The sequence below is a fragment of the Marinobacter sp. HL-58 genome, from assembly GCF_001314605.1.
Lineage (GTDB): Bacteria > Pseudomonadota > Gammaproteobacteria > Pseudomonadales > Oleiphilaceae > Marinobacter.
Genome location: NZ_LIHP01000011.1, coordinates 260,912 through 275,048 on the forward strand (window position 1 = coordinate 260,912; position 14,137 = coordinate 275,048).

Genomic DNA, 14,137 nt, shown 5'->3' on the forward strand with positions numbered 1-14,137 from the left:
GAACAGTTTGAATTGGGTATGGGATCAGTCTGTCTCAGTCACCTCCTGGGCGCCATGACATAACCGGGCAGGAAATTTGATAAAAAATGACACGCCGGAGCTACTTCCATGCTCGCCCCGGCGTTTACAACTGGCGGTCACAACTTTTTCGCGTCGTCCCGCAGCACGAACTTCTGGATCTTGCCGGTATTGGTTTTTGGCAGCTCGCTGAACACAATGGTCTTGGGAATCTTGTACCCGGCCATTCGCTCCCGACAGAAGGCGATGATGTCGTCTTCGCTGACATCTCCCGCCTCCGGTTTCAGGGTCACAAATGCGCAGGGTGTCTCGCCCCATTTTTCGTCAGGCCTTGCCACCACGGCGGCTTCGAGGATATCAGGGTGGCGGTAGAGCACATCTTCCACTTCGATGGTGGAGATGTTCTCGCCACCGGAAATGATGATGTCCTTCAGCCGGTCCTTGATCTCGGCATAACCATCCGGGTGCCACACGGCCAGGTCGCCGGTATGGAACCAGCCACCCCGCAGGGCTTCGGCCGTGGCCTTGGGATTCTTCAGATATCCCTTCATCACCGTGTTACCACGCAGGAAGATCTCGCCGATGGTCTTGCCATCTTTAGGCACGGCCTCCATGGTTTCCGGATCTCCCACCATCATGCCGGCCAATGTGTGGTAGCGAACCCCCTGCCGTGCTTTTATGCGGGCACGTTCTTCCACGGGCAGGTCGTCCCATTCCAATTTCCAGGCGCAAACGGTCACCGGGCCATAAACCTCTGTAAGGCCGTAAACGTGGGTAACCTGGAAGCCCATCTCCTCAATTGCCTCAATCACCTTGGCCGGTGGCGCCGCGCCGGCAGTCATTGCCTGTACGGTATGGCTGAAACTGGACTTGGAGGCCTCTGAAGCACCCAGCAGGGTGTTCAATACTATCGGCGCACCACACATATGGCTGACCTTGTGCTCACTGATCAGCTGCAGGATCTTCTCCGGGTCCACCTTGCGCAGGCAAACATGGGTGCCAGCAAAAGCCGTAATGGTCCAGGGAAAGCACCAGCCATTGCAGTGGAACATCGGCAGTGTCCACAGGTACACCGGGTGCATGCCCATGGACCAGACCGCCTGGTTGCCCATGGCATTCTCGTAGGCCCCGCGATGGTGATAAACCACCCCTTTGGGGTTACCGGTGGTGCCGGAGGTGTAGCAGAGTGAAATCGCATCCCATTCATCCGCCGGCATCTGCCAGTCAAATTCCGGATCGCCACTGGCCAGGAAGGCCTCGTAATCCAGATCACTGATCTGGGTACCATCACCAGCAAATTCAGGGTCATTAACATCAATCAACTGCGGGGGATTATCCAGCAGGCCCATGGCTTTATTGATCACATGGCCGAATTCCCGGTCTGCAATCAGCACCTTCGCTTCGCCATGTTCCAGCATGAAGGCAACGGCCTCGGCATCCAGCCGGGTATTCAGTGCATTCAGAACCCCGCCCAGCATGGGAACGCCGAAATGACATTCCAGCATCTCAGGAATGTTCGGCATCATCGCCGCGACTGTATCCCCTTTGCCAACACCTTTAGCGGCCAGCGCCGACGCAAGACGGCGACAGCGCTCGTAGGTTTCCCGCCAGTTACGGCGGATATCGCCGTGGATGACCGCCGGGTACTCCGGATAAACACTGGCGGTACGCTCCAGGAAATCCAGCGGTGACAGGGTTGCATGGTTTGCTGCGGTGGGCTCAAGGCCCTGGTCAAAGATCGAAGTCATACCGGTCTCCTGATGTTGTTGTTCCGGATTGGTATCCTGTTCCCATGACTATAGGGCAACCGTTGCGTTTTGACACTTACACCATTCGCCGAATTTTTCCCTGCCTGTCAATCCAATTCGATCTCAAAAATACTTTACGTTTACGTAAACTTTATCTAACCTAAGTCTAAAAAAGGAAACCGCCATGGACATCAAGAAAACTTACAGCATCAGCGAGCTCGCCAAGGAGTTCGACGTCACTACCCGAAGCGTACGTTTTTACGAAGATCAGGGCCTGCTCCACCCCACCCGGCGCGGCCAGACCCGCATCTTCAGCTCGAAAGACCGGGTGCGCCTGAAACTGATCCTGCGGGGCAAGCGCATGGGGTTTTCCCTGGCGGAGACCAAAGAGCTGTTCGACCTGTGGGACGAAACCCTCAGCGGTAACGAAAAACAGCTCCTGCTGATGCTGGACACCCTGGCCCGCAAGCGGGCACAGCTTGAGCAGCAGAAAAACGACATTGCCCAGGCGGAGATGGAAATGGATACGGCAGAAGCCCGGTGTCGGGAAGCACTCGCCGAGCTACAGAAGAAAAAGCGTCAACAGGCAAAGGCTAAAAAAGAAGAGCCCGAGTCCATCGAACAAAAGTAGTGGCGGACACCCGAGCGAGCGGATATCGGTTTCCGAAACCGTGCGGAGCCATGGATGGCGGAGCCCGAGCGTACAGGGACGTATTTACAGCGTGTTTCGGAAACCGATATCCGCTCGCGAAGCCCGCGACCAACTCCAGATTTGAGAGCAAAAGGTAGCCAACAATGAAATCACAATACTCAGAGTTCAACTTCGGCCTTGGTGAGACCATCGATATGCTCCGGGAGCAGATCAACGGGTTCGCCGCCAAAGACATCGCTCCCCGCGCCGAAAGCATTGACCGGGAAAACCTATTCCCCAACGACCTGTGGAAAAAGTTCGGCGACATGGGCCTGCTGGGTATTACCGCCGACGAAGCCTACGGCGGCTCCGGCATGGGCTACCTGGCACACGTTGTGGCCATGGAAGAAATCAGCCGCGCCTCGGCCTCGGTGGGCCTTTCCTACGGTGCCCACTCCAACCTGTGCGTTAACCAGATCAACCGCAACGGCACCGACGAGCAGAAAGAAAAGTACCTGCCCAAGCTCATCAGCGGCGAACACATCGGCGCCCTGGCCATGTCCGAGCCTAACGCCGGCTCCGACGTAGTCTCCATGAAACTCAGCGCCAAGGACGCCGGCGACCACTACGTGCTCAACGGCAGCAAAATGTGGATCACCAACGGCCCCGACGCCAACGTCTACGTCATCTACGCCAAAACCGACCCGTCTGCCGGCCCCCGTGGCATCACCGCCTTTATAGTCGAGCGCGACACCCCGGGATTCACCCAGGCCCAGAAGCTGGACAAGCTGGGCATGCGCGGCTCCAACACCTGTGAGCTGGTCTTCGAAGACGCCAAGGTGCCCAAGGAAAACGTCATGGGCGGCGTGGGCAACGGCGCCAAAGTCCTGATGAGCGGCCTCGACTACGAACGCCTCGTCCTCGCCGGCGGCCCGCTGGGCATCATGCAGGCGGCCATGGACGTGGTGGTTCCCTACATCCGCGAACGCAAACAGTTCGGCCAGGCCATCGGCGAGTTTGAACTGGTACAGGGCAAGGTTGCGGACATGTACACCTTCATGAACACCGCCAAGTCCTACGTCTACATGGTCGCCATGTCCGCCGACCGCGGCAACACCACCAGAAAAGACGCTGCCGGCGCGATCCTGTATTCCGCAGAAATGGCCACCAAACTGGCCCTGGACGCCATCCAGCTGCTCGGCGGTAACGGTTACATCAACGAATACCCGACGGGCCGCCTGTTGCGTGACGCCAAACTGTACGAAATCGGCGCCGGCACGTCCGAAATCCGCCGGATGCTGATTGGTCGGGAGCTGTATCTGAACAACTAGGCCCGCTGTTCCGGGTGGAGGCGGTCGGCCGGGTAGGGCTTTCGGGAAACGCTACGAGCACATCCATGTGCGCTTGACGTAGGCCATCCTTGGCCTACGACATTCCCGAAAGCCCTACCCGGCCAACCGTCCGAACTTGGGTAGTCGCTCTCAAACAGAAGTACAGAGAGCGGCTGGCAACCAAATTCAGACGAGGGTCTGGTGGCATGGACGTATTCACGGCGTGTCCCGGAGCGCCATGCCACCAGACCCGACGCACGGACTCAGACACACGGACTAAAATGCTATGACGGTACTCCAAAGCAAAGTTAACCCAAGGTCCGAAGAATTCCAGGCCAACCAGGCCTCCATGGCAAAAGCCGTGGCCGACCTGCGGGACAAGGTAGCCACCATCCAGCAGGGCGGTGGCCCCTCCTACCAGGAACGCCACATCGCCCGCGGCAAACTGCTCCCGAGAGAGCGCATCAACCGCCTTCTGGACGACGGCTCTCCTTTTCTTGAAGTAGGCCAATTCGCCGCCTATAACGTCTACGATGAAGAAGTCCCCGCCGCTGGTGTCATCGCCGGTGTGGGCCGCGTCTCCGGCACCGAATGCATGATCATCGCCAACGACGCCACCGTCAAAGGCGGCAGCTACTACCCGCTCACGGTCAAGAAGCACCTCCGTGCCCAGGAAATCGCCCTGCAGAACCGTCTGCCCTGCATCTACCTGGTGGACTCCGGCGGCGCCAACCTGCCCAGGCAGGACGAAGTCTTCCCGGACCGCGACCACTTTGGCCGCATCTTCTACAACCAGGCCAGAATGTCCGCCGACGACATCCCCCAGATTGCTGTCGTCATGGGCCTGTGCACCGCAGGTGGCGCCTACGTACCCGCCATGGCGGACGAATCCATTATCGTGCGCAACCAGGGCACCATTTTCCTGGCCGGCCCACCACTGGTAAAAGCCGCCACCGGTGAAGTGGTCAGCGCCGAAGACCTGGGTGGCGCCGACGTCCACTGCAAAATCTCCGGCGTGGCCGACCACTACGCCGAAAACGACGCCCACGCCCTGGAAATCGCCCGGCGCTGCATCTCCAACCTCAACCGCCGCAAACCCGCGGATGTGGAGATCCGCAAACCCAGGGCGCCGCTGTTCAACGCCGAAGAAATCTACGGCATCGTCGGGACCGACCTGCGCAAACAGTTCGACGTGCGTGATGTCATCGCCCGTATCGTCGACGGCTCCGAGTTTGACGAATTCAAACGCTACTACGGCCAGACCCTGGTCACAGGCTTCGCCCATATCCACGGCTACCCGGTGGGCATCATCGCCAACAATGGCATCCTGTTCAGCGAGTCCGCCCAGAAAGGCGCGCACTTTATTGAACTGTGCTGCCAGCGCAACATCCCGCTGCTATTCCTGCAGAACATCACCGGCTTTATGGTGGGCCAGAAGCACGAGGCGGAAGGCATCGCCAAGCACGGCGCGAAGATGGTCATGGCCGTGGCCTGTGCGGAAGTGCCCAAGATTACCGTACTGATTGGCGGGTCTTTCGGCGCAGGCAACTACGGCATGTGTGGCCGCGCCTACAGCCCCGACTTCCTGTGGATGTGGCCCAACGCCCGCATTTCCGTCATGGGCGGTGAGCAGGCCGCAGGCGTACTCGCCACCGTCAAGCGTGAAGGCATGGAGCGCAAGGGCCAGGACTGGAGCACCGAAGAAGAGGCAGATTTCAAAAAGCCCATCATCGACTCCTACGAGCACCAGGGCCATCCCTACTACGCCAGCGCCCGCCTGTGGGACGACGGCGTGATCGACCCGGCCCAGACCCGTGAAGTGGTCGCCCTGAGCCTGTCCGCCACCCTCAACCGCCCGGCCAAGCCAACACGCTTCGGCGTGTTCCGCATGTGACGGAGGAGAACGCCATGACCGATCAGGAATCAGCGATTCTGCTCAGAAAGCGTAGCGAAGGCATCACCGAAGTGGTGCTGAACCGCCCGGACAAACGCAACGCGTTCGACGACGTAATCATCCAGCAACTGATCAACGCGCTGGAAAAAGTAAACGCCGACAAAGACACCAACATCGTAATCCTGCGCTCTGAAGGCAAGCACTTCTCCGCCGGGGCGGACCTTGGCTGGATGCGCCGGATGGCGGACAACACCCGCCAGGAAAACCTGGATGACTCCCGGGAACTGGCGCGGCTGATGAATACCCTGAACCATCTCGGCAAGCCGGTGATCGGCCTGGTGCAGGGTGCGGCTTTCGGCGGTGCCGTTGGCCTGGCAGCCTGCTGTGACATCGTGCTTGCCACCGAAAAAGCCAGCTTTTGCCTGAGCGAAGTCAAACTCGGCCTGATCCCCGCCGTGATCAGCCCCTACGTGGTACGCGCCATCGGTGAACGCCAGGCCCGGCGCTACTTCATTACTGCCGAAGTCTTCACCGCCCGGCAGGCCGAACATTTCGGCCTGGTACACGAAGTATGTGAAGACGTGGCTGCCATGGAACGCCGCTGCAACGAACTGCTGCTGCAGCTTGCACTCAACGGCCCCGAGGCCATGCAAGCCGCCAAGAACCTGGTGTTCGCTGTCAGCCACAAAGTCATCGGCAAAGACGTTATCGACGACACCGCACAACGCATCGCGGACATCCGGGTGGGTGCCGAAGGGCAGGAAGGGCTCAGTGCCTTCCTGAACAAGCGCAAGGCCAACTGGGTTCCGGAGGAAGACTAATGTTCAGTAAAATTTTGATCGCCAACCGCGGCGAAATCGCCTGCCGGATCATACAGACCGCCCATCGCATGGGCATCCGCGTCGTCGCCGTCTACTCGGACGCCGACGCCGACGCCCGCCACGTGGCCATGGCCGACGAAGCCTTTAACATTGGCCCCGCCCCCAGCTCCGAGAGCTACCTGAAAGCCGACAAAATCATCGAGGTGGCCAAAGAAAGCGGCGCCCAGGCGGTTCATCCCGGCTACGGTTTTCTCTCCGAGAACACCCAGTTTGCCGAGGCCTGCGAAGCCAACAACATCGTCTTCATCGGCCCGCCCTCCTCCTCTATCGCAGCCATGGGCTCCAAATCCGCCGCCAAGGCCATCATGGAAAAGGCCGGCGTGCCATTGGTGCCCGGCTACCACGGTGACGACCAGTCCCCGGACACCCTGCGCAAGGAAGCCGAGAAGTGCGGCTTCCCGCTGCTGCTGAAAGCGGTCGCCGGTGGCGGCGGTAAAGGCATGCGGGTGGTGGAACGCATGGAAGACTTCGACGATGCCCTGGCCGCCGCCAAGCGGGAGTCCAGGAACGCCTTCGGCAACCCGGACATGCTGATCGAGCGCTACCTGACCCAGCCACGGCACGTGGAAATCCAGGTGTTCTGCGACAAGAGCGGCCATGGTGTGTACCTGGCGGAACGGGACTGTTCCGTGCAGCGCCGCCACCAGAAAGTGCTGGAAGAAGCCCCGGCGCCGGGCCTCAGCGACGATACCCGCAAGGCCATGGGCGAAGCGGCGGTAAAAGCTGCCCAGGCCATCAACTACGTGGGCGCCGGCACCGTGGAATTCCTCTACGACGTGGACGGCTCCTTCTTCTTCATGGAAATGAACACCCGCCTGCAGGTAGAGCACCCGGTTACCGAGATGGTCACCGGCCAGGACCTGGTGGAATGGCAGTTGAAAGTGGCCTGGGGCGACCCGCTGCCGCTGGAACAGTCCCAGGTGAAAACCCGCGGCCACGCCCTGGAAGCCCGCATCTACGCCGAAGACCCGGACCAGGACTTCCTGCCCGCCACCGGCAACCTGCGCTACCTGAGTACTCCTGATGAGAGCGCGCATGTGCGAGTGGATACAGGCGTTACCGAAGGCGACGACATCAGCATCCACTACGACCCGATGATCGCCAAGCTTATCGTCTGGGACGAAACCCGGGACCAGGCCATCAACCGCATGGTCCAGGCCCTGGAGCACTACCGCATCGCCGGCGTGAAAACCAACATCCGCTTCCTCCACGCCCTGGCCGACGCCCAACCGTTCCGGGAAGCCGACCTGACCACCGGGTTTATCGAGGAGCACCGGGACCTGCTGTTCCCGAAATCCAAACTCGACACCCACAAGGCCCTGGTACTGGCCGCCGGCTTCGTGCTGGAACAGCGCAAATCCCGGGAAGTGATCAGCACCGACCCCTGGTCGCCCTTCGGCCGCCAGAACAGCTGGCGCATAAACTCCGAATACGCCCAACCGCTGCAGCTGCAGGTGGGTGAAGACATCCACGAACTCAAAGTGCTGGAACGGGACGACCGCTACCAGGTGTTTGTCGGCGGCAGTGTCTACAACCTCACCGCCAAACTGGACGACGACTACCTGCAGGCCGTCATCAACGGCCACCGCATCAGCATCCATGGCAACCTGCACAACGACCAGCTGGTGCTCTTCTACGAGGGTGACACCTTCCAGTGCACGGTTTACCGTGAAACCTACGGCTTCGAGGAAATGGCCGGCGAAGGCAGCCTGGCCGCCCCCATGAACGGCGCCATCGTCGCGGTGCAGGCCAAAGTGGGCGATAAAGTCACTGCCGGCCAGAGCCTGGTGATCATGGAAGCCATGAAAATGGAACATGCCATCAAGGCCCCGGCCGACGGCGTGGTCACCGACATCTTCTTCGCCGAAGGCGACCAGGTGTCTGAAGGCGCCGAACTGATCGCCATCGAAGTCACCGTCACCGCGGAAGAGGAGGCAGGCTAATGGCCTTTCCCCAAAAAGTCAGACTGGTTGAAATGAGCCCCCGGGACGGCCTGCAGAACGAGCCCGGCGCGATCATCGCCACCCCCATCAAAACCGGCCTGATCGACCGGCTGGCCGACTGTGGCCTCAACCACATCGAATCCGCCAGCTTCGTGTCCCCGAAATGGGTACCACAGATGGGCGACGCCACCGATGTCATGGCCGGCATCAAACGCAAGCCCGGCGTGCGCTACTCCGTACTCACCCCCAACCTAAAGGGCTTTGAAAACGCCCTCGCGGCCGGGGTGGACGAAGTCGCCGTCTTCGGCGCCGCGTCCGAATCCTTCAGCCAGAAAAACATCAACTGCTCCATCGCCGAAAGCCTCGAACGCTTCCTCCCGGTGATGGAAGCGGCCAAACAACACAACATCCCGGTACGGGGCTACGTATCCACCGTCCTCGGCTGCCCCTACGAAGGCGACATCGCCCCCGAACAGGTGGCCAAAGTCGCCAAGGCCCTGGCCGAACTCGGCTGCTATGAAATCTCCCTGGGCGACACCATCGGCGTGGGCACTCCGTTGAAAGCAAAACGCATGCTGGAGGCCGTCGCCGCCGAAGTACCGATCGAAAAACTCGCCGCCCACTTCCACGACACTTACGGCCAGGCACTGGCAAATCTCTACGCGGTTCTGGAAGAAGGCATTTCGGTTATCGACGCCTCCGTCGCTGGCCTTGGCGGCTGCCCCTACGCCAAGGGTGCCTCCGGCAACGTGGCAACAGAAGACGTGCTATACCTGCTTAACGGATTGGGAATAGAAACCGGCGTCGACCTGGATAAGTTAGTAGCAACCGGCGAATGGATAAGCAGCCAATTGAAACGCCAAAACGGCTCAAAAGTAGGCCAGGCCCTGGGCGGTAACTGCAAATGATCAAATGGGGAGCGGGCCCGGTTGCCCGGGACCGTAAAAAACAGGGATGTTTTTTACGAGCCTACACGGACGTATTAACGGCGTGTCCCGGGCAACCGGGCCCGCTCCCCAAAGCACTCAATTAACAGGCTAGGAGCGTTTTTCAATGAGCCAGACCAAGAATGTAGTAGCCCTGGATCTCCCAATCCCGGAGATCAAAGACATGCCAGAAGACACCCAAAAGTACTTCCAGATCTGCCAGGAAAAACTCGGCATGATCCCCAACGTACTGACCGCCTACAGCCAGAACCTCAAACAGCTCGAAGGCTTCACCCGCCTGTACAACGAACTGATGATGGGCGAAAGCGAACTGAGCAAACTTGAGCGGGAAATGGTCGCCGTCGTTGTATCGTCCGAGAACAAATGCTTCTACTGCCTGGTCGCCCACGGCGCCGCCGTACGGGTGCTGAGCGGAGACCCGCAACTGGGCGAACACATGGTAATGAATTACCGCAGCGCCAAACTCGACAGGCGCCAGCGCGCCATGCTCGATTTTGCATCGCACCTCACTCGCTCCCCGGCCACCGTCACCGAAGAACACATCCAGGCCCTGCGGGACGCCGGCCTCAGTGACCGGGGCATCTGGGACCTGAGCAACCTGATCGGTTTTTACAACATGTCCAACCGCGTGGCCATTGCCAGCGATATGCAACCAAATCCGGAATATCACAGCCAGAGTCGCTAGCAGTCAAAGTAACCTGCTTGCCCTCGACGACAAAAACAATGGAGGCAGACAATGAACCAGACTCTACCAAGCTACACCAGCGGAACCTCCGAAACCCCGCTGCTGGGCATGACCATCGGCGACATGCTTGACCGCACCGCCGCAAAATACCCGGACACCGAAGCCCTCGTTGCCCTGCACCAGGACATTCGCTGGACCTACAGGGAATTCGTTGAAAAGGTCAACGAAGCCGCCCGCGCCTTCATGGCCATCGGCGTCAAACGCGGCGACCGGGTGGGCATCTGGTCCCCCAACCGTTACGAGTGGACCGTCACCCAGTTTGCCACCGCCAAGGTGGGCGCCATCCTGGTGAACATCAACCCGGCCTACGGCGTGCACGAACTGGACTACGCCCTGAACCTGGCCGGCATCTCCGCACTGGTCACGGCGGACAGCTTCAAGACCTCAGACTACCGCAAAATGGTCTACGACCTGGCACCGGAACTGAAAGCCGCCGCCCCTGGCAAACTCAAGGCCCAGAAGGTTCCCGATCTGCGCGCCGTGATCAACCTGGACAAAGACAAGCACGACGGCATGTGGACCTGGGCCGAGTTCATTGGCTTCGCCAGCGAAGTCAGCCAGGATGAACTGGACAAGGTACAGGGCCAACTGCAGTTCGACGACCCCATCAACATCCAGTTCACCTCCGGCACCACCGGCAACCCCAAGGGCGCCACCCTCACCCACCACAACATCTTGAATAACGGATACTTCGTGGCGGAAAGCCAGCTGTTCACCGAGAAAGACCGGCTGGTCATTCCCGTGCCCCTGTACCATTGCTTCGGCATGGTCATGGGCAACCTGGGCTGCATTACCCACGGCTCCACCATGATCTACCCGGGCGAAGGCTTCGAGCCCAAATCCGTGCTGCAGGCCGTGCACCAGGAAAAAGCCACCGCCCTCTACGGCGTGCCCACCATGTTCATCGCCGAACTGGCCGAGCCGGAGTTTGAAAGCTACGACCTGTCCAGCCTGCGCACCGGCATCATGGCCGGCTCCATCTGCCCGGCGGAAGTGATGAAAAAGGTCAACGGCAAGATGAACATGAAGGAAGTACAGATCGCCTACGGCATGACCGAAACCAGCCCGGTGTCCACCCAGACCAGCTCCCTCGACCCCTTCGAGAAGCAGGTCACCACCGTGGGCCGCACCCAGCCCCACCTGGAGACCAAGATAGTCGACCCGGCCACCGGCAACGTCGTCCCCCGTGGCGAAATCGGCGAACTCTGCACCCGTGGCTACAGCGTGATGCTGAAGTACTGGAACAACGAAGAAAAAACCCGCGAAGCCATCGACGACGCCGGCTGGATGCACACCGGCGACCTGGCCACCATGGACGAAGACGGCTACATCCAGATCGTCGGCCGCATCAAGGACATGGTCATCCGCGGCGGCGAGAACATCTACCCGAAGGAAATCGAGGAATTCCTCTACACCCACCCCGCCATCGAGGAAGTCCAGGTCACCGGCATCCCCGACGACAAGTACGGCGAAGAACTCATCGCCTGGGTGAAACTGAACCCCGACGCGGACCCGGTCACCGGCGACGAACTGCGGGAATTCTGCAAGGGCAAGATCGCCCACTTCAAGATCCCGAAGAACTACAAGTTCGTGGATGAGTTCCCAATGACCGTCACCGGGAAGATCCAGAAGTTCAAGATGCGGGAGATTTCGATTGAGGAGATGGGGTTGAAGAAGTAACGCCCCTCTTCCAGTCCGTTCCTACCTCAAACCCCGGCCATGTGCCGGGGTTTGAGGTTTGTGTACTCTGCATATACGCTCTTGGGGACGCCGGAACCATGCGAGGGACTGTAGCAGTCTGGAATTATACGCGCTCCACAGGGGGAAAAGATCAGACCATGGAGGGCGTATAATTCTGGCAATAGCTATGGCGAATCTTGATTAGTTTTTGTTTTTAAAAAGTTTTATTTAAGGTCGCCTGAGCGACTGAAATTGGAATTATACGAATGGGTGATATACGAACGTGTTCGTATCTTACGCTGTTATGCACAAATGGAGACACTATGAACATCAAGGATGATTGGAAGAAGGTAAAGTCAGTTTTAGAGCAAGGTCAGGCTTCGACGGTTTACTGCTCGATTGCAACGGTTAACCCCGACGGCACACCCCACATCACGCCAGTTGGCACTGTTTTCCTTCGCGATGATCAGAGCGGGTACTTCTTTGATCACTACGCCGAGGCCTTGGGTAAAAACATCGATCAGAATCCGAATGTTTGCATTATGGCAGTCAACGCCGGTCGATTCTTCTGGCTAAGGTCTCTGCTAAAAGGCCGTTTCGTTGCTCCGCCGGGCGTGAGGCTTTATGGCAAGGTTGGACGAATGCGTGAAGCCACGCCCGAAGAGATCGAGAAGATAGAAAAACGGGTTAAGCCATCTCAGTGGATGAAGGGGGCGAGGTTGCTCTGGAGTGATTTCACCCATGTTCGAGACATTGAATTTACCCATTACAAGCCGATCACCTACCCAGTGATGATGGATGGGATGTGGCAGGAACTTGCATAACCAAGTGGTCAACGGGATGCCAACTACGCTGCGCTTCGTTGCCGCCCATTACCACCGGCGTTATGTTTCTCGCAGGGCAGGCTCAAGTCCAAGGTGATCAACAAAAGGAATAAAGTCACGATCCAGGAACAGCAGGGGTAGCTCCTTCTCTATGCAAAAGGTCGCGATGATCACGTCGGCTGTCTTTCTGATCGTGATGCCCCTTTTACGAAGTGCTCGGTAATTGTCGGCGCACTTGGCTGCCATATCGTTCCCAAACATTTCATATTGTTGCAGCGCGAGCAGGCTTTGCTTGGTCTGACGATATTGTTTGTCGTTGCGGATGCCTTGCAGGATTTCCAGAAATATGAGGTCGCCGATAGCAACCGATCCTCGGACTATCGAGGCGTCCAGCAGGTCAGTTTGCGGGTTTTTGACTCCGTTGAAGTAGTCGATCCAGACGCTGGTATCCACCAGTATCATCGGGCGCTCCGCATTTCGTCCAGGTCGCCTTCCCAGTGGATTTTACCTCGTAGCTTTCGAATCTCCTGCTGCTTGCTCAGTTGGACCAGAAGCTTCAGACCTTGCTCAACGGCTTCTTTTTTGGTTTCGTAGCCGGAGGCTTTGAGAGCTTCGGCCATCAACTCATCGTCAATGACAATGTTCGTTCTCATGGTGCACCTATGTGTATGTAAGTCGGTATCTATACACAATCTAGCACTTCAGGAAAAACATAACAATCGGCTGCACAGCGACCGATTTTCCACCGCTTCGCGGCTCCAAACCTGCGTTAGTAATAATTTGGAGGGGGAATGCTAAAACGAGGAATAGTAATCTCACCGCCCTTCGAGTCCCTCCTAACTGGAGGAATACGCTGTGGGGGTGAACCCGACCCCATTGAGCTTGGAAAATATCTTCTTTATTGGGATCAGATTGATTATACCTCCAATAATCTTGTCCACATTTCCTCTGCAGACATCGATTATTTAGAGACAACAGATGCGCTAAAAAGAACGAGGGTGGCGTTCCAGGGAAGAATCCATTCTGGCAATGGAGAGTTTTTCATCGCGGCACAAGAAGCGGCACTCAGAGAGAATCAAAGACTTGAACCCGGTGCCTGGACCTTGGCTCAGCGGATATACCTAGGGCGAAGACAACCGAAATCGCCCGTTTGGAAAGCGCCATAAAGGACCTTGATGCTTCTTTGCGTGAAAGCGGGATCAAGAGGTTCGCTGGTAATATCAGGAATACGTTCAACATGGACTTTTCGGGACTAGTTGGAAGTGGTTTAGGAGCGGCAGGGCTCCACAGCATAATTGGACTACCACCGTTGGTTGCCGGTATGACTAGTGCAGGAATAGTTTTAGGTTATAAAACGATAACCATGCCACAAGCCAACAATTGTCCGAGCGGACGGAGTTATCTTAGGAGTGTCCGGCAGAACTTCCATTACTAACAAATTGTTACAGTTCGTTCCGGGCCTGCAGGCCGTCAAGGAGAACATACCCGCGCATAT

General features: G+C 58.2%; 14 protein-coding genes. 11 read left to right on the plus strand and 3 right to left on the minus strand.

Translation table 11 applies throughout. The features are described from left to right. Positions 1-137: 137 nt before the first annotated feature. On the minus strand, positions 138-1,766 hold the full coding sequence (locus HLUCCO03_RS10325; RefSeq protein WP_027830638.1) for an acyl-CoA synthetase: 1,629 nt from the start codon (positions 1,764-1,766) through the stop codon (positions 138-140). A gap of 184 nt (positions 1,767-1,950) precedes the next feature. On the opposite strand from HLUCCO03_RS10325, the gene HLUCCO03_RS10330 reads away from it, so the two are divergent. The 9 genes from HLUCCO03_RS10330 (at position 1,951) to HLUCCO03_RS10370 (ending at position 12,642) form a co-directional block, all read left to right on the plus strand. Continuing rightward, complete coding sequence (locus tag HLUCCO03_RS10330; RefSeq protein ID WP_027830637.1) at positions 1,951-2,397, plus strand: MerR family DNA-binding transcriptional regulator; 447 nt, start codon at positions 1,951-1,953, stop codon at positions 2,395-2,397. A 164-nt stretch (positions 2,398-2,561) separates the two neighbouring features. Next, positions 2,562-3,728 carry an isovaleryl-CoA dehydrogenase gene (locus tag HLUCCO03_RS10335; RefSeq protein WP_027830636.1) on the plus strand — a complete coding sequence of 389 codons (1,167 nt, stop codon included), beginning with the start codon at positions 2,562-2,564 and terminating at the stop codon, positions 3,726-3,728. Between the two features lie 286 nt (positions 3,729-4,014). Further along, positions 4,015-5,622, plus strand: coding sequence for a carboxyl transferase domain-containing protein (locus tag HLUCCO03_RS10340; protein ID WP_027830635.1), 1,608 nt, complete (start codon positions 4,015-4,017; stop codon positions 5,620-5,622). Between the two features lie 14 nt (positions 5,623-5,636). Then, positions 5,637-6,443: an enoyl-CoA hydratase-related protein gene (locus HLUCCO03_RS10345; RefSeq protein WP_027830634.1), complete on the plus strand. Its 807-nt coding sequence runs from the start codon at positions 5,637-5,639 to the stop codon at positions 6,441-6,443. Next, positions 6,443-8,446, plus strand: coding sequence for an acetyl/propionyl/methylcrotonyl-CoA carboxylase subunit alpha (locus HLUCCO03_RS10350; RefSeq protein WP_027830633.1), 2,004 nt, complete (start codon positions 6,443-6,445; stop codon positions 8,444-8,446). The genes HLUCCO03_RS10345 and HLUCCO03_RS10350 overlap by 1 nt, the downstream gene beginning before the upstream one ends. Further along, positions 8,446-9,354, plus strand: a complete 909-nt coding sequence (locus HLUCCO03_RS10355; RefSeq protein WP_027830632.1) for a hydroxymethylglutaryl-CoA lyase — start codon at positions 8,446-8,448, stop codon at positions 9,352-9,354. Before HLUCCO03_RS10350 ends, HLUCCO03_RS10355 begins: the two co-directional genes overlap by 1 nt. Positions 9,355-9,499: 145 nt before the next feature. Then, positions 9,500-10,078: a peroxidase-related enzyme gene (locus HLUCCO03_RS10360; protein WP_027830631.1), complete on the plus strand. Its 579-nt coding sequence runs from the start codon at positions 9,500-9,502 to the stop codon at positions 10,076-10,078. A 51-nt stretch (positions 10,079-10,129) separates the two neighbouring features. Further along, positions 10,130-11,818 (plus strand): AMP-binding protein, encoded by a 1,689-nt coding sequence (locus tag HLUCCO03_RS10365; protein WP_027830630.1) that lies wholly within the window; start codon positions 10,130-10,132, stop codon positions 11,816-11,818. A gap of 323 nt (positions 11,819-12,141) precedes the next feature. Continuing rightward, entirely contained in the window at positions 12,142-12,642 is a 501-nt protein-coding gene (locus HLUCCO03_RS10370) for a pyridoxamine 5'-phosphate oxidase family protein (protein WP_027830629.1), read from the plus strand. Between the two features lie 60 nt (positions 12,643-12,702). Here HLUCCO03_RS10370 and HLUCCO03_RS10375 read toward each other — a convergent pair whose 3' ends face one another. Next, positions 12,703-13,104, minus strand: a complete 402-nt coding sequence (locus HLUCCO03_RS10375) for a PIN domain nuclease (protein WP_027830628.1) — start codon at positions 13,102-13,104, stop codon at positions 12,703-12,705. Then, complete coding sequence (locus HLUCCO03_RS10380; protein WP_027830627.1) at positions 13,101-13,295, minus strand: type II toxin-antitoxin system VapB family antitoxin; 195 nt, start codon at positions 13,293-13,295, stop codon at positions 13,101-13,103. Before HLUCCO03_RS10380 ends, HLUCCO03_RS10375 begins: the two co-directional genes overlap by 4 nt. A 138-nt stretch (positions 13,296-13,433) precedes the next feature. Between HLUCCO03_RS10380 and HLUCCO03_RS19400 the strand changes: the two genes are divergently transcribed. Together HLUCCO03_RS19400 and HLUCCO03_RS19405 are read left to right on the plus strand one after the other, a co-directional pair. Next, positions 13,434-13,808, plus strand: a complete 375-nt coding sequence (locus HLUCCO03_RS19400; protein ID WP_367142351.1) for a DUF6236 family protein — start codon at positions 13,434-13,436, stop codon at positions 13,806-13,808. Beyond that, positions 13,760-14,077 (plus strand): DUF6236 family protein, encoded by a 318-nt coding sequence (locus HLUCCO03_RS19405; RefSeq protein WP_367142352.1) that lies wholly within the window; start codon positions 13,760-13,762, stop codon positions 14,075-14,077. The genes HLUCCO03_RS19400 and HLUCCO03_RS19405 overlap by 49 nt, the downstream gene beginning before the upstream one ends. Positions 14,078-14,137 lie beyond the last annotated feature (60 nt).

What these genes read in the sequence shown, in the direction of transcription:
- HLUCCO03_RS10355 (WP_027830632.1), top strand. Translation starts at nt 8,446, where the DNA reads ATGGCCTTTCCCCAAAAAGTCAGACTGGTTGAAATGAGCCCCCGGGAC.
- HLUCCO03_RS10335 (WP_027830636.1), top strand. Translation starts at nt 2,562, where the DNA reads ATGAAATCACAATACTCAGAGTTCAACTTCGGCCTTGGTGAGACCATC.
- HLUCCO03_RS10375 (WP_027830628.1), bottom strand. Translation starts at nt 13,104, where the DNA reads ATGATACTGGTGGATACCAGCGTCTGGATCGACTACTTCAACGGAGTC.
- HLUCCO03_RS10345 (WP_027830634.1), top strand. Translation starts at nt 5,637, where the DNA reads ATGACCGATCAGGAATCAGCGATTCTGCTCAGAAAGCGTAGCGAAGGC.
- HLUCCO03_RS10365 (WP_027830630.1), top strand. Translation starts at nt 10,130, where the DNA reads ATGAACCAGACTCTACCAAGCTACACCAGCGGAACCTCCGAAACCCCG.
- HLUCCO03_RS19400 (WP_367142351.1), top strand. Translation starts at nt 13,434, where the DNA reads ATGCTAAAACGAGGAATAGTAATCTCACCGCCCTTCGAGTCCCTCCTA.
- HLUCCO03_RS10325 (WP_027830638.1), bottom strand. Translation starts at nt 1,766, where the DNA reads ATGACTTCGATCTTTGACCAGGGCCTTGAGCCCACCGCAGCAAACCAT.
- HLUCCO03_RS10380 (WP_027830627.1), bottom strand. Translation starts at nt 13,295, where the DNA reads ATGAGAACGAACATTGTCATTGACGATGAGTTGATGGCCGAAGCTCTC.
- HLUCCO03_RS10370 (WP_027830629.1), top strand. Translation starts at nt 12,142, where the DNA reads ATGAACATCAAGGATGATTGGAAGAAGGTAAAGTCAGTTTTAGAGCAA.
- HLUCCO03_RS10340 (WP_027830635.1), top strand. Translation starts at nt 4,015, where the DNA reads ATGACGGTACTCCAAAGCAAAGTTAACCCAAGGTCCGAAGAATTCCAG.
- HLUCCO03_RS10360 (WP_027830631.1), top strand. Translation starts at nt 9,500, where the DNA reads ATGAGCCAGACCAAGAATGTAGTAGCCCTGGATCTCCCAATCCCGGAG.
- HLUCCO03_RS10330 (WP_027830637.1), top strand. Translation starts at nt 1,951, where the DNA reads ATGGACATCAAGAAAACTTACAGCATCAGCGAGCTCGCCAAGGAGTTC.
- HLUCCO03_RS10350 (WP_027830633.1), top strand. Translation starts at nt 6,443, where the DNA reads ATGTTCAGTAAAATTTTGATCGCCAACCGCGGCGAAATCGCCTGCCGG.